The organism is Methanotorris formicicus Mc-S-70 (genome assembly GCF_000243455.1).
Lineage (GTDB): Archaea > AGJL01 > Methanococci > Methanococcales > Methanococcaceae > Methanotorris > Methanotorris formicicus.
The window spans coordinates 23,134-46,962 of record NZ_AGJL01000004.1; the positions used below are offsets into that span (position 1 = coordinate 23,134).

At 31.7% G+C, this 23,829-nt stretch carries 24 protein-coding genes; 4 read left to right on the forward strand and 20 right to left on the reverse strand.

The genetic code is table 11. From position 1 onward, the window contains the following. Window positions 1-2: 2 nt before the first annotated feature. From tdt to METFODRAFT_RS01390, 14 genes are all read right to left on the reverse strand, one after another. Window positions 3-1,046, reverse strand: coding sequence for a TDT family transporter (gene tdt / locus METFODRAFT_RS01330; RefSeq protein WP_048115246.1), 1,044 nt, complete (start codon window positions 1,044-1,046; stop codon window positions 3-5). A 148-nt stretch (window positions 1,047-1,194) separates the two neighbouring features. Next, window positions 1,195-1,986 carry an ABC transporter ATP-binding protein gene (locus METFODRAFT_RS01335; protein WP_007043721.1) on the reverse strand — a complete coding sequence of 264 codons (792 nt, stop codon included), beginning with the start codon at window positions 1,984-1,986 and terminating at the stop codon, window positions 1,195-1,197. Continuing rightward, window positions 1,973-2,938: a FecCD family ABC transporter permease gene (locus METFODRAFT_RS01340; protein WP_007043722.1), complete on the reverse strand. Its 966-nt coding sequence runs from the start codon at window positions 2,936-2,938 to the stop codon at window positions 1,973-1,975. Before METFODRAFT_RS01340 ends, METFODRAFT_RS01335 begins: the two co-directional genes overlap by 14 nt. 143 nt (window positions 2,939-3,081) lie before the next feature. Next, complete coding sequence (locus METFODRAFT_RS01345; protein ID WP_052322760.1) at window positions 3,082-4,167, reverse strand: ABC transporter substrate-binding protein; 1,086 nt, start codon at window positions 4,165-4,167, stop codon at window positions 3,082-3,084. A gap of 156 nt (window positions 4,168-4,323) precedes the next feature. Next, a complete protein-coding gene (locus tag METFODRAFT_RS01350; protein ID WP_048115251.1) occupies window positions 4,324-4,920 on the reverse strand; it encodes a DUF2119 domain-containing protein in 597 nt (198 codons plus the stop codon). Between the two features lie 4 nt (window positions 4,921-4,924). Further along, on the reverse strand, window positions 4,925-6,646 hold the full coding sequence (locus METFODRAFT_RS01355) for a radical SAM protein (protein ID WP_007043725.1): 1,722 nt from the start codon (window positions 6,644-6,646) through the stop codon (window positions 4,925-4,927). Between the two features lie 4 nt (window positions 6,647-6,650). Beyond that, on the reverse strand, window positions 6,651-7,268 hold the full coding sequence (locus METFODRAFT_RS01360; protein ID WP_007043726.1) for a class I SAM-dependent methyltransferase: 618 nt from the start codon (window positions 7,266-7,268) through the stop codon (window positions 6,651-6,653). Further along, window positions 7,258-8,100 carry a class I SAM-dependent methyltransferase gene (locus METFODRAFT_RS01365; protein ID WP_007043727.1) on the reverse strand — a complete coding sequence of 281 codons (843 nt, stop codon included), beginning with the start codon at window positions 8,098-8,100 and terminating at the stop codon, window positions 7,258-7,260. Before METFODRAFT_RS01365 ends, METFODRAFT_RS01360 begins: the two co-directional genes overlap by 11 nt. 8 nt (window positions 8,101-8,108) lie before the next feature. Further along, the gene (locus METFODRAFT_RS01370; RefSeq protein ID WP_007043728.1) at window positions 8,109-8,894 is read right to left on the reverse strand and encodes an ABC transporter ATP-binding protein; all 786 of its coding nucleotides are present in this window, start codon (window positions 8,892-8,894) and stop codon (window positions 8,109-8,111) included. Beyond that, on the reverse strand, window positions 8,888-9,877 hold the full coding sequence (locus tag METFODRAFT_RS01375) for a FecCD family ABC transporter permease (protein ID WP_048115254.1): 990 nt from the start codon (window positions 9,875-9,877) through the stop codon (window positions 8,888-8,890). Before METFODRAFT_RS01375 ends, METFODRAFT_RS01370 begins: the two co-directional genes overlap by 7 nt. Next, complete coding sequence (locus METFODRAFT_RS01380) at window positions 9,862-10,989, reverse strand: ABC transporter substrate-binding protein (protein WP_007043730.1); 1,128 nt, start codon at window positions 10,987-10,989, stop codon at window positions 9,862-9,864. The genes METFODRAFT_RS01375 and METFODRAFT_RS01380 overlap by 16 nt, the downstream gene beginning before the upstream one ends. Before the next feature lie 4 nt (window positions 10,990-10,993). Continuing rightward, complete coding sequence (locus METFODRAFT_RS01385; protein ID WP_007043731.1) at window positions 10,994-11,185, reverse strand: hypothetical protein; 192 nt, start codon at window positions 11,183-11,185, stop codon at window positions 10,994-10,996. Window positions 11,186-11,297: 112 nt separating this feature from the next. After that, a complete protein-coding gene (locus tag METFODRAFT_RS11690) occupies window positions 11,298-11,423 on the reverse strand; it encodes a hypothetical protein (protein WP_007043732.1) in 126 nt (41 codons plus the stop codon). A 5-nt stretch (window positions 11,424-11,428) separates the two neighbouring features. Beyond that, the gene (locus METFODRAFT_RS01390; protein WP_007043733.1) at window positions 11,429-12,142 is read right to left on the reverse strand and encodes a substrate-binding domain-containing protein; all 714 of its coding nucleotides are present in this window, start codon (window positions 12,140-12,142) and stop codon (window positions 11,429-11,431) included. A 257-nt stretch (window positions 12,143-12,399) separates the two neighbouring features. On the opposite strand from METFODRAFT_RS01390, the gene METFODRAFT_RS01395 reads away from it, so the two are divergent. Together METFODRAFT_RS01395 and METFODRAFT_RS01400 are read left to right on the forward strand one after the other, a co-directional pair. Continuing rightward, window positions 12,400-13,281 (forward strand): damage-control phosphatase ARMT1 family protein, encoded by an 882-nt coding sequence (locus tag METFODRAFT_RS01395; RefSeq protein ID WP_007043734.1) that lies wholly within the window; start codon window positions 12,400-12,402, stop codon window positions 13,279-13,281. A gap of 111 nt (window positions 13,282-13,392) precedes the next feature. Beyond that, window positions 13,393-14,001: a class I SAM-dependent methyltransferase gene (locus tag METFODRAFT_RS01400; RefSeq protein ID WP_007043735.1), complete on the forward strand. Its 609-nt coding sequence runs from the start codon at window positions 13,393-13,395 to the stop codon at window positions 13,999-14,001. A 3-nt stretch (window positions 14,002-14,004) separates the two neighbouring features. Here the strand turns inward: METFODRAFT_RS01400 and leuS are convergent, their stop codons facing one another. From leuS to METFODRAFT_RS01420, 4 genes are all read right to left on the reverse strand, one after another. Then, complete coding sequence (leuS, locus tag METFODRAFT_RS01405) at window positions 14,005-16,839, reverse strand: leucine--tRNA ligase (RefSeq protein ID WP_007043736.1); 2,835 nt, start codon at window positions 16,837-16,839, stop codon at window positions 14,005-14,007. Window positions 16,840-16,841: 2 nt separating this feature from the next. Then, a complete protein-coding gene (locus METFODRAFT_RS01410; RefSeq protein ID WP_007043737.1) occupies window positions 16,842-17,522 on the reverse strand; it encodes a hypothetical protein in 681 nt (226 codons plus the stop codon). Between the two features lie 44 nt (window positions 17,523-17,566). Next, window positions 17,567-18,412 carry an agmatinase gene (gene speB, locus METFODRAFT_RS01415; RefSeq protein WP_007043738.1) on the reverse strand — a complete coding sequence of 282 codons (846 nt, stop codon included), beginning with the start codon at window positions 18,410-18,412 and terminating at the stop codon, window positions 17,567-17,569. 128 nt (window positions 18,413-18,540) lie between these two features. Then, the gene (locus METFODRAFT_RS01420) at window positions 18,541-19,779 is read right to left on the reverse strand and encodes a tRNA (N(6)-L-threonylcarbamoyladenosine(37)-C(2))-methylthiotransferase (RefSeq protein ID WP_048115259.1); all 1,239 of its coding nucleotides are present in this window, start codon (window positions 19,777-19,779) and stop codon (window positions 18,541-18,543) included. Window positions 19,780-19,855: 76 nt separating this feature from the next. Between METFODRAFT_RS01420 and comD the strand changes: the two genes are divergently transcribed. Both comD and METFODRAFT_RS01430 read left to right on the forward strand, forming a co-directional pair. After that, window positions 19,856-20,362, forward strand: a complete 507-nt coding sequence (gene comD, locus METFODRAFT_RS01425; protein WP_007043740.1) for a sulfopyruvate decarboxylase subunit alpha — start codon at window positions 19,856-19,858, stop codon at window positions 20,360-20,362. Window positions 20,363-20,421: 59 nt separating this feature from the next. After that, window positions 20,422-21,078, forward strand: coding sequence for a phosphoribosylanthranilate isomerase (locus METFODRAFT_RS01430; RefSeq protein WP_007043741.1), 657 nt, complete (start codon window positions 20,422-20,424; stop codon window positions 21,076-21,078). Window positions 21,079-21,081: 3 nt separating this feature from the next. Here METFODRAFT_RS01430 and METFODRAFT_RS01435 read toward each other — a convergent pair whose 3' ends face one another. Further along, window positions 21,082-22,098, reverse strand: a complete 1,017-nt coding sequence (locus tag METFODRAFT_RS01435) for a UPF0104 family protein (protein ID WP_007043742.1) — start codon at window positions 22,096-22,098, stop codon at window positions 21,082-21,084. 21 nt (window positions 22,099-22,119) lie between these two features. Further along, on the reverse strand, window positions 22,120-23,289 hold the full coding sequence (locus METFODRAFT_RS01440; RefSeq protein ID WP_007043743.1) for a preprotein translocase subunit SecD: 1,170 nt from the start codon (window positions 23,287-23,289) through the stop codon (window positions 22,120-22,122). Window positions 23,290-23,829 lie beyond the last annotated feature (540 nt).

Genomic DNA, 23,829 nt, shown 5'->3' on the forward strand with positions numbered 1-23,829 from the left:
TTTTAATGTCCCTTAAACGGATATCCGTGGTATGTTGCTATTGCGGTTTTTATAAGGGTAATTGCCCATAATCCAAACAATAGCCAGTATAATCCAAAACCAATATAATCTATTATATTGTAGTGGAATATTCCATAAATTAGATGAGTAGATGCCACATAAGCACCAAGGGGGAAGATAAATGCCCACCAAGGCATACCATAAGGCAATTTTAGGTTTTTAATATAGTATATTGTCATTATTATTGCCATCACAGCCCACCACAATCCAAAGCCCCAGAATAAAAATGAAAACACATAAAACGGCTCTTTTATAGGTATAAATGAGGAGTTATTTACTAAATTAAGTAGTGCTATAACTCCAGCACCGATTGGACCCAAATTAATCCATATTGTTGGTGCCAATGTTGAAGGTAGTGGGTTGTGTAGTATGAATCTATATATTACAATTGCCAATAAAGCAAGATATAAGAAAAATCCTGCACCCCATCCAAAGTAATTAACAAGAACAGTTAGTTCATACCAAATTCCACTTAAATGTGGCATAATTAAACTTCCTGCAATGGGAATAACTATTAGACCAACTGGTGGAATATACCAACCTGGATTAACATGGTCTAACTTTATATGATCTGATTTGAACATATAAAATGGTATAACAATGCTAAATATCGCCATTCCTATTGCACCAATGCCCCAAAATATCTTCCCAATAAACATACTATGGCCTATGTTTATGAAATCAGAGCCCAATACAAGCATTGCCACAGCAACTGTTGGATAGAATGAACTTAATATTGGATGCTTTAAGTCAGCAAAGGCATTTTTAGGATACATTATCCATCTTAAAGTCCAGGGGATTATGAATGCAAAGAACATTAACACATTAAAGTAAAACAATACAACAGCAACATCGTTCAATATTGGAAGATATGATGAATACATAATGCTCGATATGGCCAAAATACCTGTTCCCATCACAGATGCAAACCACGATGGCACAAAATTTTTTACAATATCCCATTTTGACTCACATGCCTCTAACATTTTTTTCACCCAATTTTGCACATATGCGTATAACATTGTGTCCTTATATTTAAACTTTTCTATATATTGATTAATTTAAATATTTTTAAAATAAATTTAAATATATTAATATTATGTTAATAAAAATAGTAAAATCCATTTTGCAAACCTACAACACAACATCCAATTCCAAAAACTCCTTATTTGGAACAACCAACTTTTTATCTGAGAATTTAATGAGTTCTGTTTTTAATCCGTTATATAATCTTTCTATATTTTCTTCTGTTATAACATCGTCTGGTTTTCCACAATCGATTATAACCCCATCCTTCATTAAAAATACATTATCACAAAAGAAAAATGCCAAATTTGGGTCATGAAGGGATAAAAGAACAAGTTTACCAAATTTCCTTGAGATTTTTTCAATCACTGACAAAACCAAAATTTGGTTCTTGAAATCAAGATACGATGTTGGTTCATCAAATATCATTAATTTTCCTTCTTGAGCCAAACCTCTCGCTATTAAAACTAATCTTTTCTGCCCTCCACTCAATTGAGTAAATGGCCTATCTTTTAGATAATTAATTCCAAGAATATTTAGACATTTTAATGTTATTTTTTCATCTTTACTATTTGGCCCTTCTAAAAAATCCACATGTGGATTTCTTCCCATTAAAACGGTATCAAAAACTGTATATGGAAAGTTAATAGAAAATTCTTGAGGAACGTAGGATATTAATTTTGCTCTATCTTTAAATCCTAAATTTAATATATTCTTTCCATTAAATTCAATAATTCCTTTTTTTGGTTTTAGTAATCCAACAATGGATTTTAAAAGTGTTGATTTTCCAACTCCATTTGCCCCTAAGATGCATCCAACTTCATGTTTTAATTTAAGGTTAACGCCCCTAAGAATTTCTTTTTCTTCATAATAAAAATAAAGATTTTCAATCCTTAACATAGTACATCCCCCTCCTTTTAACTAAAATAATAAACAAAATTGGAGCCCCTATGAAACTTGTTATAACGCTCAAAGGAAGTTCTGAGGATGTTAAAGATCTTGCAATGTCATCACAAATAAGTAGAAGGGATGCTCCAACAACTGCAGTTGCTGGGATGAGTTTTCTATTATCAACCCCAACAACCAATCTCGCTATATGAGGACTAACTACCCCAACCCAAGTTATCATCCCTGCAATTGAGGTAGAGGCAGAAGTAGCCAATGTTGCTAAGACAATAGACAAAGTCCTATACTTCTTTACATCAACGCCTAATGCTTTAGCCTCTTCATCTCCCAAAGAGAGGATGTTAAAAACCCATCTTAAGCATAAAATACCAACAATTCCTAAAACCATTGGAAAGAATGCAACTTCTAAATCCTCCCTCCTAATCCCTGAAAAACTTCCTAAAAGCCAGAAAACAATTGTAGGAAGTTTGTTGTATGGATCTGCTAAGTACTTTGCCAAACCAACGAGTGCAGAGAAAAAGGCAGATATCATCATCCCCGCTAAAATCAAACTCAATAAACTTTCTCCAAGACATTTTCCTAATTTATATGCTAAAACAACAGCAACAATACCAAAAATAAATGAGAATCCTTGTATAAGATATGGATTTAAAGGAAAAACTAAGATTGCAAATACTGCACCAAATGCAGAGCCACTTGTAACCCCCAAAACTCCCGGACCTGCTAAGTAGTTTTTAAATAGATTTTGAAAGGTTATCCCTGCCAAACCAAGAGAAGCCCCAGCAAGAGAAACTGCAATGATCCTTGGTAATCTAACATCAAATAAAATAGAATATGTTAAATTATTCATATCCCATGGGAGAAATAGAAATCGCCCAATAAATAACGAAATAACAAACATTCCTAAAAATAATAAAAACAGCAAAGTGTTATGACAGATCTTCATCTATGACACCCAATTCAAAATTTATAAATTTCTGGATAGGTTTTTTCAGCAATAACTGGAAACTACTTTCTTATTAGTGTACATTTTACATGCCCCTCTAAATTTTCTGGAATTTTCTAAATAATAAGAAATTAAATAAAATTTTAATCCAATTTCCCAGTAATATTCACTTTATCAACACTCAACCCAAAAAACTTCTTATAGAACTCGTCTGCTTTGGTTTTAATGTTTAGATCTTTGAATTCCTCAGGGTGTAGAACTTTTGCAGTCCAATACAATCCAAGAATCCACTTTGGACATGGGTCAATCCAATTTTCTCCATCATTTGGTACGACATAAACCTTTTTATTTTTAACAGCATTTATCTTACTCCAAGCAGGATCATTGAGTATGTTTTCCTTAACTTTTCCTGCAGATTTTCCGTATTGAATTATCAATATAACATCAGGATTCCAGTTTGCTACTTGTTCAACATTTATTGTCTTTTTTCCAGATAGATCTTTTGAAACACTCTCTCCCCCAGCCATCTCTACAAGTTTACTTTGAAACATATCTCCTCCAAAGGTTTTGTATGCCTTTGCCTTTCCACTATAGTATATAATAAGAACTTTTGGTTTTTCTTTGGTTTTCGAGATTCTTTTTTCTATATCTTCAGCATTAGTTTTGTAGTAGTTTATTATCTCATTAGCATAATCTTCTTTTTGAAACACTTTTCCCAATGTTTTTATTGTACTATAGATATCATCAATGCTCTCAACTTTTATACAAACAACTGGAACTCCAAGGCTTTCAAGTTGGTTAACATCTTTTTTGTTGGCTTGCCAATATGCTGCAATAACAAAATTTGGATCCTCCTTTTTTATTTCCTCAACATTTAATGTTCTGCCATTATTTGCCTTTTCTTCAGCCTTTGGATCTACTAATTTGTAAAATTTAGTTCCCCACATCCATCCAGCATAGTATTTACCCCCCTCCCCAAGGAGATAGATGAAAGAAGGACTTAAACCATAAACCGTTATAACTTTTTCAACTGGCTCTTTAATTTTTACCTCTTTTCCAGTGGCATCGGTAATTGTTACAAAATTTTGAGTCGTTTTCTCAGCAGTAGTTTTTTCATCATTTTGAATATTCATTGTTTTCTGTTCCATACAACCACATGCAATCACTCCAAGGATTAGAATTCCTATTAAAGGCAAGATTGTTATGATTCTTTTTAAATTATTTTTCATAGTAATCACCCAAACGGAATTATGCTTCCTTATGCCGTAAGATTTATTCCTATTCTTCACCAAGGGATTTATCCATTAAAATAATTACTATTTGTGATTACTATTTAAATATTATGTTTATCAAAAATAATTAACATATTTAGACAATTATAAAAATTAAAAAAGAACTAAATGGTATCTTTTTGAAAAATCTTTAGCCATTTTTATTGATTCTGGATAGTATTCTTTTAATTTTTTAATAATATCATCTCTTGTCGGGTATTTACTCCCAATTTTTAAGATTTTTATAATTTCATCTTTGACTTCGTGAACTTTCCAACTTGGAATCTCAACCGTCATGCAGAAATCTTCTTTATCAAATTTATTCCTTAAGATTGGAGAAATTGAAGCAATTAAGATGTTGTTCCCGATGTCTATAAGTGGAGGTACTTTTCTATCATTCCCTGTTAATTTTTTGTAAGATTCTTCTTTGTAGGTATGGAGTTCAAAATAGACGTTTGGTCTATACTTTTCAATAATCTTGATTAACGTCTTCCCTTCGATAGTTTCGTAATATTTTTCTGACAGTGTTGAGATGTATCTGCTATTTTCAACCAACTTTGGAACAACCACTACATTACCAACGTAATTATCTTCTCTCAATAAATTTACAAAATCTTTAAGCACAATTTCTGTAAATTTTCCTTCATTTCCATGTAATCCTCCAACAAACAACTTTGTTGTTCCATTACCTTTAAATTCAAAGATTTCCATACTCTCACTTGTAGAATGAACGGTTTGAGATTTCAAAAGATGTTTCATAAAACCTTTCATAAAACTCATTAGCCTCTTTTTGAATATTAAAGTTATAGATTTTTGGATATATCTTATTTGCAATGAACATCAAACCTAAAATCCACTTTGGACTTCCAAAATCCCATCCAACTGGTAATCTGTAAATCTTTTTATCTTTCAATGCCTTTATAGAAATACTATGCTTATTACAATATTCAATGAAATCATCCTCTGGGCAGGATAAAAATCCTGAGATAAATACAACATCCGGATTTAGTTTATTTAATTCTTCAACTGAAATATTTACACCAGGTTTTCCCTTTCTCTTTATCTCTTTATTTAAACTCCTTCCACCTACAAACTCTACAAGTTTATTTTCAAATCTACTCCCATTTAAAGCAAATAATGGATAACCCATTGAATAATATACATTTACTACCTTTTTTATTTTTTCCCTTATTTTTTCTATTTCTTTCATCTTTTTGATGATATAATTTATTAGTTCTTCTGCATTTTCCTCATTTTTGGCTAATTTACCTACATATCTAACGACATTCAAATAATCATATAACGTTTTTTCTCCTCCCCATACCTCATGAAATTCCTTCATGAATGATTCATTTAATGTTTCTTTCCAAATATTGCCTATTGTTTCTTTATCTTTTACACCAATAGCAGTTAATATTGCTAAAATCATCTCCATTGCCCTTGTAATTCTATACCCTCCAAAAAATCCCTCTTCATCAAATACACTTTCACTTATCTTTCCTACAATTTTTATCTTATGATAATCTTTGGTATATTCCAAAATTCTTGCCCCCATTGGACCGTAGAACTCTCTCTTTATAATTATTTTCCCATTTTTTGTTGTATTTAGATATTCTGTTCCGGGAGAGTTGAAAAGATAAACATAATCCAAATATGCCCTAAGTTCTTCACATACCTTTTCTGCTTCCTTTATACTTGGTTCTAAATGCATATCTACATCACCAAGAGGAATAAAACGCATAATTTGAAGAGGAATATCTCTTGAAATAGAGGAGAGGGATTTAGCTATATCTATTATTTCGTTTTCTTTTCCTTTGATATATGGAACAGAAACTTCAAAATGAATATTATTTTTGTATAAGATTTTTATATTCCTAAATATTGGCTCTGCCGATGGAACTTTGCAGAATTCTTGGTAAATCTTATCAGAAAATCCTTTTAAACCAACATTTACAAAATCCAAATAAGGAGTTAATTCTCTCAAAGATTCTTCAGTAAAATATAGATTTGTTGAACAACCTACAAACAAGTTATTTTCTTTTACCAATTTTGCAAGTTCTTTAAAGGAGTGATGTGAAACTATTGGATCATTAATACAGAATGTTATGCCAATGCAGTTTTCATCCTTTGCCTTTTTTATAATTCTTTCTGGTGGAATCTTTTTGAGAATTTCTGAAGCAGATTCTACATTTTTGATTAAAACTTCAGATATACAGCCAGTACATTTGAAATTGCATCCAATACTGCTTATTTGCAAAACTTTATGTCTCGGATAGAAGTGGAGTATTGGCATCGTCTCAATAGAGATGGGAAATAAAAATAAATAACTATGGGGGAATCTCTCAATTATTTTTCCATTTTTATTAGTATACATTCCGCATCTTCCAGTTCTTCCTTCTAAAATTTCACATCTAAACTCACATATATTGCATCTCATATTTTCACTCTTTTTTTATTAAAATCCATAAGCCAGAATCATTATTTATAATTTTGTAATTTGGAATGCCTGCTTTATTTAGGATTTCTTTTAATAACTCTTTGTTATGGTTCCCCATCCTTGACTTTACTTCATTGTCCCAATTTGGATTTCTTTTCCTCATTTCAGCGAATATCTTTTCCTTCAACTCCTTATTTCCAAAACCTCCTCCAATATGTGCCATTCCTTCTGGTTTTAAGACCCTATAAATCTCTTTAAATGCTTTTACCTTATCTTCCCAAAAAAACATTGAACCCCTACTGATAATCAAATCTGCAAAATTATCTTTAAATGGCATATTATGCACATCCCCAAGAATTGGAATGATTTTGCCGTCTAATTTTTCCTCTTTGGTATATTTCTCTGTAAGTTTAAGCATATCTTCTGAAATATCCAATGCATAAACCTTTAAATTGGTTATTTTTGCAATACCTCTTGCCAAAGCTCCAGTACCAGTTCCTAAGTCAATACAAATCCCATCCTTTATATTTGTTCTTTCTACAATCTGTTTTGCAATAACCGGATAAATTGGAGCAAATATATTCCTTACAATCTCATCAAAATCCTTATAATCATCTTTCACATTCCCACCACATAACTGCCACTTTATTATTGACTATAAACTTCCCATCCTCCGACTTTTCTATTAAATAGTTCTTTATTTTTTCTTTAACTTTTTCATCTACCTCCTTAAACCTCCCAATAAAACTTGCCACATACCTTATTTCCTCTTCTAAATTTCTTTCAATCGTATAATCAAAATATCTAACCTCTACCAATCTTCCCCACTCTCTTAAGATAACATAGGCAAAGTAATCTGCATCTGGCTCAAATTCCCCCATATATGGTTTATCTAAAATTTTTTCATAGATTTCCTTTACAATATTGTCTCTTCCACATGGTTGGATGATTGAGCAGTATTTTTTTGATAAGTATTCCATTTTCTCCAAATGTTTTTCTAAATCATCAACCATCCAAAAGAAATGGGAACAAACTACCAAATCAAATTTATCAAATCTGCCAATATCTATACTATCCCAATCTTCGTTGATAATTTCCACATTTTTTATGTTATTTTCTTTTAGATTTTCTTTTAAATGCTCTATATTCATTTTTGATATATCAACACCTACAACCTTTTTCACGTTCTTTGCCAACGGAATGGTTAATGTTCCTGGACCTGTTCCAACCTCTAAAACATTGAAATTATCAAACCCCTCTAAATTTTCCTTTAGAATTTCAACTGACTTTCTTCCATATTCGTAATTCCTCTGCTTTATTCTGTTTGAAAAATCATCCGATAATTTCTTAAAGAACTCATTATCATAGGTTACTTTTGGTTTTCCCTTCCTCTCACTTTTTATTTTTTTCCAGGTGTCTTTTATATTTATTCTATATTTTAGCATCCTTTTCATGCTATCACCTAAACCACTAAATTTTCCAATTTTGGTAGGATAATCTTGCGATTGTAATTTATTCTTGGCATTTCAATGTCCATATCATAAAGTTTTCTAAGATTTTCAAGTGTCATAACCTCATTAACATCTCCAAAACCTATTATCTTCCCTCTCTTCAACATCACAATTTTGTCTGAGAATATTGACGCTAAGTTTGGGTCGTGTAAAGTTATAATGGAGGATAATTTATTGTTTTTTACTATTTCTCTCATTTTACTCAAAACCATGTATTGATTTTTGAAGTCTAAGTGATTTGTTGGCTCATCCAACAGTAGGATTTTTGGTTCTTGTGCCAATGCCCTCGCTATCAGTACAAGTTTTTTCTGCCCTCCACTTAGTTGAGTGTATGGTTTATACATTAACTCTCCAATGCCAATAATCTCAATGCATCTTTTGGCTATTTTAACGTCTTTTTTGGAGGGTTTGGAAAGCATTCCAATGTATGGGGCTCTCCCCATTAAGACGATATCCAAAACCGTATATGGAAAAGGAGAATTATGCTCCTGTGGTAAAAATGATATCTTTTTAGCAAGTTCTTTTTCAGTTAAATTATCAATATTTTCATTTTCTACAATAATAACTCCTCTTTTAGGTCTCAAGAGTTTGTCAATACATTTTAATAGTGTTGATTTTCCTGAACCATTGGGACCCAATAATGTGCATATCTCTCCCTTTTTTAATGAGAATGTAATGTCTTTTAGAATCTCAATGGATTTACTATATTCAAAGTTTAGATTTTCAACCTTCAACATACTATCGCCTTTTTTTGTACGTGGTAGAGATAGGCAAAGAATGGGGCTCCAACAAATGATGTTAAAATCCCAATTGGAACTTCTCCAGTTGTTATTGTCCTTGCCAAATCATCGGTAATAAGTAAAAATATTCCTCCCAATAAGATACTCGTTGGAATCACTTTTGTATTATCTACTCCAACTATCAAACGGGATATATGGGGAATTACAAGCCCAACCCACCCAACAATGCCAACAACGCTAACTGCTGATGCCGTTATGAGTGTGGCCATAAATATTATAATTTTTCTTGATTTATCAATATCAATGCCTAAAGATCTTGCCTCTTCATCACTCATTGACATCACATTTAGATGCCATCTCATTGCACATAAAATGGAAATACCAACTATAATAATTGCCAATACCACCCAACTATCCCAATCAACGCCTGAAAAACTCCCCATAATCCAAAATATAATTGAAGGTAACTGACTTTCAGTATCTGCAAAGTATTTTGTTATTCCTAACAACGCCTGAAAGAATGAATTTACAATTACTCCACATATTACCAAACTAAGTATAGATAACCTTCCTTTTTCTCTTGCAAGAAGATAAGCAATTAAAGTTGCCATTATACCAAATATAAAGGCAGATATTTGGATAATATAAATGTTCTGATTTAGAAGGATAGCCAATGCCGCTCCAAATGCTGAACCAGAGGAAGTTCCCAATATGTAAGGAGAGACAAGGGGATTCTTAAATGTACTTTGATATACAGCACCTGCCACACTTAAACCACTCCCTACAATAATGGCAAACAATATTCTTGGCAATCTTATATCGTAGATAACCGTATTGTAGGTATCTGAAACATTTTCCCCTAAAATTGTATCAATAACATCTTTGGGGGACATGGGAAATGTTCCTAAAAATAAAGATAAAAAGCCAGTAAAAATTAGAGTTAAGATTAGAATAATTAATACCATTACTGATTTTTCCATGGGAAGTCACCATATATTTTGATATCCTTACCCAACTCTAAGCCCCAGAACGTTTTATAGTAATATTCCGCTTCATAGGTTATGTTCAAATCCTTAAATTTATCTGGATGCAATAACTTAGCAGTCCATAATAACCCCAAACTTGATTTTTCTGGTGCATACCATGTTGAATATCTCACTTTTCCATCGTAAGGGACAATATATACTCTTCTATTTTTAACAGCATTTATATCTTTGAGTTTTTCATTTGAATAGATATATTCTTTAGTTCCTCCACTTCCAATCAATATTATATCTGGATTCCATTTTAGAATATCCTCAATGGATATCTGCCCAAATTGCCCAGTAACATTTTCTGCAACATCAATACCTCCCGCCTTTGTAATTATATCATGAACAAGAGTGTTAAATTTCCCACCAGAAGTTAATTTATTTCCATAAGGTCCTTGATAACTTAAATAAAGAACTTTTGGTCTTTCTTTGACATTTTTTGTTCTATTTACACAATTAATCCTACTTTTGTAATAATCAATAAACATCTTTGCATCTTTTTCATGATTTGTTGCTTTACCCAAAATTTCAACGCTTTTTAATAACTCACCCATATTTCCAAAACTACCTGCTACACCAATAACTGGAATTCTCTTTTTCTCAATCATACTGCATGATTTTGCAGCATACATATTCACAACAAAGTCTGATTTTGTTGCAAGTATTGTTTCTATATTTGGATTTCCAGGATAGCCTACATCAGCACATCTTTTTTTAAAATCAGGATCTACTTTTAATATTAAATTTCCAGAGAAATAGGGGTCTTTTTTAGCACCAAAACCAGGATATCCTACAAGTCCATTTTGAGCATGAATTATATAGAAAAATGGCAATGCCATGGGGAATAAACAAACATATCTTGAAGCATTTGCAGGAATTTTTACCTCTTTTCCTCGAAGATCCGTAATTACTATGAATTTTGTGCTTTCTTCATTTGATGCATAGGTAGTTTCTTTTGTATTTTGGGTTGATGAGGATGTTTTCTCCATACAACCACATAACAACACTCCAAAAATTAAAATAAACAAAATAAATGGAGATAATATTTTTTTCAATTTCATAAATTCACCCTCTTATACTTATATTATATGCTTCATTTGCCCAATAATCTAAAATTTTTCTTGTATTTCCTCTATTTTTATCCCTCTTCATCCTTGCCATTTGTTTTAATATTTTAACGGTGTTTTTCATCTCTTCTTCAGTCATAAACGGGGCTTTTAAAAGTATTTCTATGGCTCTTTTATCGATTTCATCCATAATATCACTGAAATTAAATGTAGTTACTATTAATGTAATCTGATTACAAAATATTAATTATTAGAACTCACTATTTAAGCATTATGTTAACCAAAAATAATATACATTTTTGCTAAAACTCTATTAATAATGAAGGAACTGATTTTATCAATATATCTTTATATTTAACTGCAGAGATTCCCATCAACATTAATCCAATAAATAATACAAACGGTTCTACAATCCCAAAACTATGCATAAACCTCACCTCCATCCATATTTTTCAAATTCTTCTTTATGAGACAATAAATAATCAACATACTTCCTTACCACTTCATTATCATTTATAATAGCAATGTACAATTGAAGTTCATAACCATCAATTGGAATAACTTTTATAGTATCGTCTTTTTTAATGGTGTCAAGCCACACTATTGTAGCGTCTGCCTTTTCTTCCTTAACTGCATTTATTAGATTCTTTGGTGATATAAAGATAAATGTTCCATTTATTTTCTCCTTTCTAACAATTTCGTTACCTAAACATCCTCCTGGGATATGATATTTGGTTTGATTTATAAGGGCTATTTTTTTACCATTTAAATCACTTAATGAGTTAATATCACTACCTTTTCTAACCACAATCACTGGAATTCTTTTAATAAATGGTTTAGAATCCTTTACTAATCCCTTTTTCTCAAGAAGTTCTATTGTCCTGACATTGAACAACTCATATTTTTTTGGGGCTATGACAATGTCTGCATTCGTTTTATTCACATGTTTTACCATTTCATAAAACCCTACAAATGAAAAATCAATTTTTACATTTTCTTTTTCAGAAAAATCTTTGGATATTGCAATTAATGGCTCTTTAAATCCTTTTCCTGCCCATATATGGATTGACTTGCTTTCCTCTACGCACCCACATATCACCAAAGTACTCAAAATTAATCCAAGTATAAGAATCTTCAATTTATTCATACCTACACCTCTGGTGTAATATTCAATTATCCTTGTAATGTACACATATATATAATTTTCGGAAGCAGGAAACTTATTTCCTTATTTAATTCTAAAATCCTATTTTTTTAATTTAACACATATGTACCTTTTTTTAAAAAATTGGAAGAATTATATTCTCATTTAAATTTTGTTAAAATTTTAAATACGTGATGTATATATACTCATTTGCGCCATAAATACTTTAAAAATTTTTAAAAATATTTAAGGTGATATTTTTGAAGATTAAACCAGAATGCGCTACCTGTATAATAAGGCAGGTGGTTGATGCTGCAAGAGAGATAACAAATAATGAAAAAGAACAGTTTAAATTAGTAAAAGATTGTTTGGGAATTATTATGGAAGTTTATGGGGAAGATGCTGTCCCAGCGTGGATGGGAACTAATGTCCATAGATACTTGAAGAAGATAAGTGGCAATGATGACCCTTACAAAAGATTAAAGGAAATAGCAAACAAAATTGCTCTAAACTATTTGGAAAAAATAAAGGATTATGTTGAAGTTGATGATGATTTGGAGAGGTTAAGGAGAAAGATAAAAGTAGCAATTGCTGGAAATGTTATTGATTTTGGACCATACAGTACAGATATAGATATTATCTCAAAAATAAAAGAAACCGTTGAGGGAGATTTGAAGGTTGATTATTCAGAAGAATTATTGAAGGATTTAAAATCATCAAAAAAGGTATTTTACGTTTGTGACAACGCTGGAGAAATAGTGTTTGACAGAGTACTGATTGAGGAAATAAAAAAATACGTTGATGAAGTAGTTGTTGCAGTTAAAGGAAAGCCAATTTTAAATGATGCTACCTTAGAGGATGCTAAATTAGTTGGCATTGACAAAATAGCAAAGGTTATAACGACTGGAAGCGATATTATTGGAATTATTTTAGAAGAATGTTCAGAGGAATTTCTGAAGGAATTTGAAAGTTCTGATTTAGTTATTGCCAAAGGAATGGGGAACTATGAAAGTTTAACTGAATATGAGGATAGAATAAACAAACCACTATACTACATACTAAAAGCAAAATGTGTGCCAGTTGCTGGAAATATTGGTGTTAAAGTTGGAGACAATGTCCTGTTGAGAAAGAGAGGATGCTGAGCGAAGCGAAGCATCCTATCACGTTTTGATGAAACTTTTTTAAAAAGTTTCGTGGAGAATATTGGGTGTTAAAGTTGGAGATAACGTTTTATTAAAAAAATAGGGATGACGATGAATGTTTTTGATAGATATGCTAAGGAATATGATAGATGGTTTGATGAAAACGAAATTATCTACAAATCAGAGATTGAGGCATTGAAAAGACACATTCCAAAAGGAGATGGATTAGAGATAGGAATTGGAACTGGAAGATTTGCTAAACCTTTCAACATAAAAATTGGCGTTGATATATCAAAAGAAATGGCAAAAATAGCAGAAAAAAGAGGATTAAAAGTTATCATAAGTAAGGGAGAAAACCTTCCATTTAATGATGGGAGTTTTGATTTTGTTTTAATAAACACAACCTTGGAGTTTGCAGAAGATCCAAAAAAGATGTTAAAAGAGGCAAAAAGAGTTTTAAAGAAAGGAGGAAAAATAATAATCGGCATTATAGATGGAGATAGTTTCTTGGGAAAGATATATAAGGAAAAAAAGGAAAAGAGCAAATTTTATAAGGATGCAAAATTCTTATCCGCTAATGATGTTATAGAAATGCTAAAAGAACTAAATTTTAAAAATATAAGAATCACACAAACAATTTTTAAAAATTTGTGTGATAAGGTGGAGGTAAAGGATGATTACGGAGAAGGGGGATTTGTAGTTATTTCTGGGGAAAAATAAAATTTATTCCAAATAGATTGCCGGTTTGTATGGAATTGCGTATTTTTTCTTACCTTTTATATCTTCTCCATTTATAATAACCTCTGCACCAAATTCCTTCTCAAGGAATTCCTTTGCATTGTTTAAGATTTCTTCTTCATTTATTGGTTTTTTAACTCCAATCTTTGTTAATTGTTGTATTAATTTAGGAATCTCTTTTCCATATCTTCTGAATTTCTCATTCTTCATAATCTTTGGCATTAATTGCTTTACATTATCTCCTTTATTCTCATTCATTATCTCCAAAACCTCATACTTCCAATCATCTGCAGTGTAGAGATAGATTTTCTTTGGTTGGATTTTTGTGACTTCAATAATCTCTCTTATATCATCCATTATTGATCTGATATATTCCTCCCCAAGTTCATAATCTTCGTTAATAAACTCTTCCTTAACTTCTGGGAATTTTTCATTGGATATGAAGGTATCTTTGCCCATCTTTTCCCAAATTTCCTCACATAAATGCGGAGTGAATGGAGCCATCAATTTAACGAGAACTTCAAGAACCTCCATTAAAACTTTTGGATTGTTTCCCCCTCTCCTCTTGTACCATCTAATATCATTCATTAACTCATAGAATAATAGCCCTGCTCTCCTCAACTGAATATTTGAGAATGCCTCATCACCTATTTTTACTGCATTGTATAATTTATGCAACATCCATCTATCTATATAATTAAGTTCTCCTCCTTTATCTTTTTCAAATAAATCAATAACCTCCATGGCAAATTCATAGAACCTTATTAAGTTTTCCCTTGCCCTTTCCATCTCTTTAAATTTAATATCTGCATCTTGTGGAAGTTCTGCACATGTTGTTATATAAAATCTCCCAACATCAGCCCCGTATTTTTCAGCAACTTCCATAACTGGCAGTACAGGCCCCTTGGATTTTGATAGTTTCTTACCTTCAATTGTAACATATCCATTAACTACAATACCTCTTGGCCATAACTCCTCAGGGAATATTGCCACGTGGTTGAATATAAAGAACGTCAAGTGGTTTGGCACTAAGTCCTTTGCAGAGCATCTCCAATCCAATGGATACCAGTATAAAAACTCCTTCCTCATCTCCTTAATTAAGTCCTTTGGAAGTTCTGTTTCTTTCTCAATTTCCTCAACATTTCCTTTGCCTAAAAATACATAATCAAACAACTTCTCAGTCAATTGCTCTGGTTTTATGCCTTTCTCGTTGATGAATTTTGCCACTGTATAGTATGCCATGTAGATTGTTGAGTCAGATAAACTCTCAATAACCCATTCTTTATCAAATGGTAACTTTGTCCCTAAACCTTTTTTCCTTGCACATGCCTTATCTTTCATCCAGTCAATTTTGTTGTGGAACTCTTTTCTTGCACTTTCAGGGATGAAGTTCATTCTATCTACGCATTTGTGTGCCAATTTTTTCCATTCTTCATCAGAGTATTTTATGAACCACTGTCCTTTTACAGTCTTAACTATACATTTTGTTCCACATCTACAAACAACATTTTCCTCACTAAATTCATACATTATCTCTGCGATTCCTTTCTTTATGAAATCCTTTGTTAATTTTTCCTTTATCTCCCTAACAGGAATCCCTGCATATTCTCCGCAGTTTTCATTTAAAACTCCTTTGTGGAACTCATCTTTATAAATCTTGTTTGTTGCTTTCTCCAACAATTCCTCATCATTTTGATTCTTAATGCCCATCTTCTCTACAATCTCTTTTGCAGGGAACTTTCCATAACCCTCAACCTTTATCAATGGAATTAATCCAACATCCTCAACCTTCCCCAAATCCCTCAATGCAATGTAGTCATAAGGGGCATGTGCTGGAACACTCATAACGCATCCAGTTCCAATCTCTGTTGAGACAAAACTTGCAGGAAAGATTGGGACTTCTTTTTTTGTTATAGGATTGATTACTTTCTTGTTGATGAGTTCTTCCCCTTTAAACTCCTTGATTATCTCTACTTTCCTATCTTGGTGGGCAAGTTTTTCTGCACATTCTTTGCTCATTATCCATATACCATTATCTATCAACTCAATACCATCATCAGTTTCTTTTTCAATCCAGACCCTTGCTTTAACATAGGTTTCCTCCGGATTTACCCAAACGTTTGTAACTCCAAATACTGTCTCTGGTCTTAATGTTGCCATCGGCATGATGCATCTATCATTATCAAATTCCAACTCAAATTTAATTAAAACGTACTCTACCAATGTGGCATTTTCACCATGCAACAAATCGTGGTCTTCAACTGGGTTGTCACATTTTGGGCAGTATCTAACTGGGTGGGAACCTTTTACAATATACCCTTTCTCTTTTAATTTGTAAAATTGCCATTCGATAAATTTGTTGAAAACTTCATCATCTGTCTTAAAGTTTCTTCTCCAATCTAATGCAAAGCCCATTCTTTTAAATGTCTCAGTTGCCTTTTTTGAGAAGTATTCAACAACATTTTCAGGAGTCGTTAGGGAGAGAAGTTCATCCATTGGGATATTGTGGAGTTTGTTGTATGCCCAGATGATGTTTTCTTTTTTCTCCTTTATCTGCTCAGCAAGTCCTAAAATTGGGGTTCCAGTAACGTGGTATCCAAAAGTCCATAATACATTCTTTCCTTTCATTCTTTGGTATCTTGCAACAACCTCGGGGATAGTGAAGGTTCTCAAATGCCCTGCGTGTAGAACACCATTTAAGTATGGAAACGCTGCGGTTATAAAGAACTTTTCCCTCTCATCAGGATTTGATTCAAAAATCTTTGCCTCTTCCCACTTCTTTTGCCATTTTTTCTCTATACTCTGCAAGTCAATGCTCATGATTATCCCTCAAATATTTCTTTAAAATGCATAATTTCATGAATGTGTGGTTTTATTGGGTAGCCTACAATTATGTCATTTTTGCTTTTTATATTTTTTATAAAATCCTCTTTTATATTTCTCAAAGAAATAAGGTAATCTTGCCAATTTCCACCATAATTTTTTCTTCTTTTTAAGTAGTTTTCCATAGATTTTAAAGCATCTTCATTTATCTCGTTTGCATAAGGTAAATATATGGCTTTTTTTGCATTTATATTACATTCACAACCGTATAAATGGAAGGCGATTAAATCATTTTCCTCTATAATTTGTTTCACAATATCTTCTACACCCTCTGTTCCTACCCATAGGTTATCTTTTACCCTTAAGCATTTATTTATAACATCTAAAATTCTAAATTTTTTATATCTTTTTTCTTCATCTGACAAATAAGATTTATTCCCAAGAACAACACATATATCAAAATCGTATGATGCATAAAAATCTAACAACTCAAAAACATCCTTCTTCCTACTTTGAATTGTTAAAACTGCATTTTTTAAATTTTCTAAGATATCTTCATCAGTTAAAGGATTCTTTTCAGCATCGATAACATGATAATCAAAATGTTTAGATATGTTGTTGTTAAATTCAATTAATGCATCATTTTCTATTTGACTCAATTTTGTTGCTATCCCTAACATATTATCACACAATATAAGTTGTTAAATATTATTTAATTGAACTTTTATAATAATATCATCAAAATTAATTCCCTAACAATTTTAGCCGCTGCTATAGAGGTTATTCCTCCGATATCATAATGTGGAGAAACTTCAACAACATCAAAACCAACTATTCTATCACTAACTTCTTTTAAATTATATAGGGAATTTAATAACTCTTTTGTTGAAAACCCACACGGTTCTGGTGTTCCTGTTCCAGGGGCGTAGGCAGGATCTAAAACATCAATATCAATAGTTATATATATTGGTTTATTTAAATCTTTAATTTCTTTTACATCCTCCTTACCCATCAATTCCATGGATAGTTTTGTGTTTTCTGCAAATTCCCATTCTTCTTGGTCCCCACTTCTTATTCCAAATTGATAAATGTCTTTTGTTAATTCGTAGCATCTTCTAATAACGCACGCGTGGGATAATCTATTCCCTAAATACTCGTCCCTTAAATCGCAGTGAGCATCAAAGTGCAAAAGAACAAAATCATCATAAACATCCTTAATTGCCCTAACAACAGGATACGTTACTGAATGCTCTCCTCCAAACATGATTGGAATTTTTTTGCTTTTTAGTATCTCTTTTGAAGTTTTATATATCCTCTCAAATGTTTCTTCCTGCGTTCCATAAATAAATATATCCTGCATATCACAAAAAGAACAATCAATTAAATCCCTTTTTAAAATTGGGCTGTATGTTTCTAATCCCCATGATGCTTCCCTTATTGCCTTAGGTCCAAATCTTGCCCCTGCCTTAAAACTCGTGGTTCCATCATAAGGAATCCCAAAAATCACTGTATCTGCATTTTCAAAATCATCACTTGCGCATATAAACTTTGTGTAATCCTCAAATTCCATTCTATCCCTCAAAAGATTTTAAATGTTTGCGTTAGATGTTGAAAAATACCTTCAAATTAAGAAAAATATATATACCTTATTTAAAATTTAGGACACAATTAAATAAATTCAATAAATTTCACAAACAACTATAAATTCCCAAACAAACCAAATGTTTTTGCATCAGTTATTTTTATTTCTTTAAATGCTCCAATGTCTGCATCTTCGTTAAATCTAACAACTTTAAAGTTGTGGGTAATTCCTTTATTTTCTTCAGTTATTAAAACCTTCATCTTCTTTCCAACGTATTTTTTATTATTCATATAACTCAACTCTCTCCTTAACTTATCGAGAATCTCAGATCTTCTTTTTCTTATTTTTGTATCAATTTGTTTCATTCTTGCCGCTTCTGTGTATTTTCTTGATGTGTATTTAGCCCCATGGATATAATCTGGCTTTATTTTCCTTAAAACTTCAAGTGTGTTTTCAAATGCCTCTTCTGTTTCTGTTGGAAAACCAACAATAATGTCAGTTACAAATGTTAAGTCCTCTATCTTTTTCCTAAATTCATTTACGATTGAGATGAACTCATCAACAGTATATCCTCTCTTCATTGCCTTCAAAACCCCATCATCACCACTCTGCAATGGTAAATGTAAGAGTTTAGCGACTTTTTCATCTTTATATGCCTCAATTAAATCATCTAAGATATCACCTACATTTTTAGCGTGCATCATACCTATTCTCATTATAAATTCTCCGTTAATTGAACATAAATCATTTATTAAATTTGGAAGGTTGTCATTTATATCAAATCCATAACATGCAGTATCTTGTGCAGTAATCAATAGGCATTTTGTTCCAGAGTTTATCAATTCTTCTGCTTTTTTTACAATTTTTTCCCTACTATATGAGATTAACCTTCCCCTTGCAACCTTTACAATGCAGTATGAGCACTCTCCTATGCATCCTTCACAAATTGGAAGTGGTGTTATTAACGAAGGGGATATATATTTAAGTTTTTCTTCTAAATTAATTGTATTTTCTTTTTTATTTTTTTCAACAAAATGCTCGTGAATAATCTCTCCAGATAAGTGTGCTTCTCTTGGCATAATTAATAAATCCGCTAAGTTTTCAACCTTCTTCTTCAATGCCTTTGCTAAACAGCCTGCCACAACAACCTTTTTATCTAATGATTTGAAGTAATTTATTCTTGCAAACATTCTGTTTTCTGTTTCCAATCTAACAACACAAGTGTTTATTATTACTAAATCCGCATCCTCAACGTTATCCGTTATCTCAAAATTGAATTCTTTTAATGAATTTTCAATGATGTTTGTATCTGCTATGTTTAATGTGCATCCATATCCTTCAACGTAAATCTTCATGCTATCACCAATCATTATATATGAAACAGGTGAAAATAACTAAGAATTACTTTTATTATAAAAATATGGTGAGATTATGAAAGGCAGTGAGAGTATTTATAAAGCAATTAAAGAATCAGGAATAGATTTTATAGCAAGTGTCCCATGTGCAAATTTGAAAAATCTACTAAATTTAATTTATAACGATGAAGAAATTATCCATGTTCCAGTTACAAGAGAAGAAGAGGGTTTTGGTGTTTGTGCTGGTGCTCACCTATCTGGAAAGAAAACCGCCCTATTGATGCAAAATTCAGGATTGGGAAACTCCATAAATGCCATCGGTTCATTATACAAGGTTTATGACATTCCCATACTTTTAATAATTAGCCACAGAGGGGATTTAAAAGAAAAAATCCCTGCACAAATTCCTATGGGTCAATGGACAAAGAAACTTTTAGATGTTCTTAATATTCCATATTATTGTCCAAAAACACCAGAGGAGGCATATAAAATAATACCTTATGCCTCTAATTTATCTATTAAAATGGACTATCCCGTGGCAGTTTTGTTTGATGCTTTGTATTGGGAGTATGATGCATTATAAATGTTTTGTTGTTATCCAATAATATAAATAATTAACTATATAAATGTATGGTGTTGTATATGGTAAAGATAAAAATCTGTGGAATAACAAATAAAGAAGATATGGCCTATATTTCCCAAAAAGTGCATGCTGTTGGAATGATTATCGATGTACCGGTTGAAACCCCAAGAAAAATAACATTAAAAAAAGCGGTAGAGTTAAAAAAATACGTATATCCATTAACTTCAATTGTCGCTGTTATAATGCCAAAAGATATTGAAGAAGTTTTGAAGGTTGAGAATTCATTAAAACCAAATGCCATTCAATTACATGGAAATGAAGATATTGAATTTTTGAAGAGATTAAATGATTTAAGGGAAGATGGAAAAATAAACTCAAATCTAATAAAGGTTTTGCATATTCCAAAGGAAGATGCAAATTTGAGTGAGTTAATAAAAACTGCAAAGGAATATGAAAAATACTGCGATGCCTTATTGGTTGATACAAAAATAGAAAAAATAAAAATTAAAGGAAAAACTCACAACTGGAAAATCTCAAAAACCATAAGAAAAAGCATAAAAAAGCCTCTTATCTTAGCAGGCGGTTTAAATAAAGACAATGTCAAAAATGCAATTGAAGTCGTTAAACCTTATGCAATTGATGTTTCCTCCTCTCTTGAAAGTGAAAAAGGAAAAAAAGACTTTAAAAAAGTTGATGAGTTTTTAAGTTCGCTATAGATTTTATTCTTTTTTTTCCTTATCTATTTTTGCCTTAATGATTTTTAATGCCATAGCACCCATCAATGTTGCCAACCAATATGATATAAACCTATCCAATAAAGTTCCTACTGCAGCAATAGATGATGGAACATTTAGGACTGAATACGTTGCAATCATAACAGTATCTGATGCTCCTAATCCCCCTGGAAGTGTTGGCAACATCCCCACAAGGAGAGATATTAAGTACGTTGCCGCTATTACAAAAAACGAAGCAAAATATGAAATTGAAACAAATATCACATAAACTCTAAGGATATCTAACACCCACCACAATAAAGATAGTATTCCACAAACAACAAGTTCTTTCTTTCTCCCCTTAAAGAACAACAAACTATTTTGGAATTCTTCTATGGATTTATTTATCTTTTCCTCATCAAATGTCTTTGATGAAAATTTACTAATTAGTTTTGCAATTTTTAAAACAATCTTAAATGCCAATCTTTTGTGCATTATGATGTAGATGCTTAAAACTGTCAAACATAGGATAAGAAACCATGCTAAGATGAATATTTTGGCATACATTATGCCGTTGATTAGAAAATAAAAAATAACTACTGAAGTTAACAATAAAAAAATAATACTATCCAAAAGTCTCTCAACAACTACTGTGGAAAATGTTATGTGGTATGGGATGTCCTCCAACTTTGATAAGTAGTATGCCCTAAATGGCTCACTTCCGCCTTTCATTGATGGAGTTATGTTATTTACAAACTGCCCCATGAGAATTAAAAGAAATAAGTTCTTAAACTTTGCATCAAATCCAATAATCCTTATTAGATATTTCCACCTTGCAACAAGGGCAGTTAAAGTCAATATGTATATAAAAAACGCTATTGTGAAATACAGGAGGTTTGTTCTCATAAATACTTCTACAACTTCACCAATCCCGATGTAGAAAATTATAACGAATATTATTAAAATCCCCAAAATAAAAAATAAAATATTTCTCAAAATCTTTGTTTTCGATTTATTCGCCATGATAATCCCGTATAAATATATTTAAATAATATATCCAATTATTCTTGCAAATGCTGGTCTTGTTATAAAGACACCAATTAAAACACCCGCTATTGTTGTTATTGCAAATCCTTTAAGCATTCCAACACCCATGACGAATAATGGTACCATTGCCGCAATTGTTGTTCCTGCTGCAGCAAAGATGATGAAGAACGCCCTTCTTATACTTTTTTTAAGTCTTTTCTCCCCACCCAATGCCTCATCAGTTATGACTATTTGGTCATCAACACCAGTACCCACAGCGGCAATGATACCAGCAATTGATGCTAAGTCAATCTTCCAATTGATTAGTGAAGCAAAACCCAATATCAACAAAATCTCCGATGCACAGGTGAACAATATTGGTAGTATAATTTTTGGTTTTTTGTATCTTATCCCCACAACAACCCCAACAGCAATAAATGCCAACAATCCAGCAATTAATGCACCTTTGACAAATTCTTTTCCAAGTGTTGGAGATATTGAACTTACATATTCAATATTAACTTTAACTGGTAGTGAACCTGATTTTAATGCGGCATATATTGCCATTGCTTCGTCTTCCTCTTCCTTTGATGGAGGATATGGTCCAACCGTGATAACTTGTTTTGGATGTGGTTTACCATCGGCAAGCCCCTCTGCCAATGTTGGATTGCTTATTAACTTACCATCCATATAAAGTTCAACTCTATGATATGCTTTACCCTCCGCTACCTTTGCAAAATTTTTAGCCCCTTCTAACGTTAATTCAAATGGAACCCCATAAGCCCAATCATTCCCCTGTGGTATTTGTTGAGGTGGTTCTACACTTTTAACATCCTTACCTGTATAGGCAGTTATGTTGTCAATTTTAGCAACAAAAACCCCCTGCTTACTTAAAATTTTTTCAATCCTCTCTAAATCAGCACTTTTTGGAATTTCAACAATGATTTCATCATTTCCTCTTGGATAAATCCTAACATCACTTAAACCATTTGCGTTCAATCTTTTTCCAAGGATATCGATAGTTAAAGTCAATTCTTCATCATTCATAGGCTTTTCTGATTTTAAAACGATTACAGAACCTCCACTTAAATCAATACCTGGAGAAACTCCCTTAAACGTTATTAGCAATATGGAAACTACAAGAGAAATTAAGAGTATTAGAATCTTACCATCTTTTAAAATTTTCATGTTATCTCCTCAACACATTATATTGGTTTGCACATTGGCCGTTCTGCGAATTGCCATAAATAATTCTTTAAATTCAATTTTGGAATATTTAACAACATATAATTTAAATTTGAGTTAAATATCATATCATTTAATTGCAGAACGACTATTAAACTCGAGACATATTTAATTTTAGATTCAATAAAATTTATAAACAATTTTATAAATTTATTATTATCTAAAGCATAATTATAGGACATTTTTAACTAATATTTAAATTTTTTCTTTGGTTTTAAAGTATATATAACGGTAGTTCCCATCAAATAGATAAATATATAACTATATGATTATAGATTACTACAAAAAAATAGTTGGAGGTAATAACATCGTAGATGAATCTAAAATTCCGAGAATTAAGCGTTTAATAAATCTTATGCGAGCTAAGTTTTACCTAATAGTCGTCAAATACAAATCGCCATACACACGCAGAGAGAAAATATCTCTCTTAGACTTAATAATCTTTTCGGTTCTTTGTATGATATACTTTTCGGGAGTTTATAA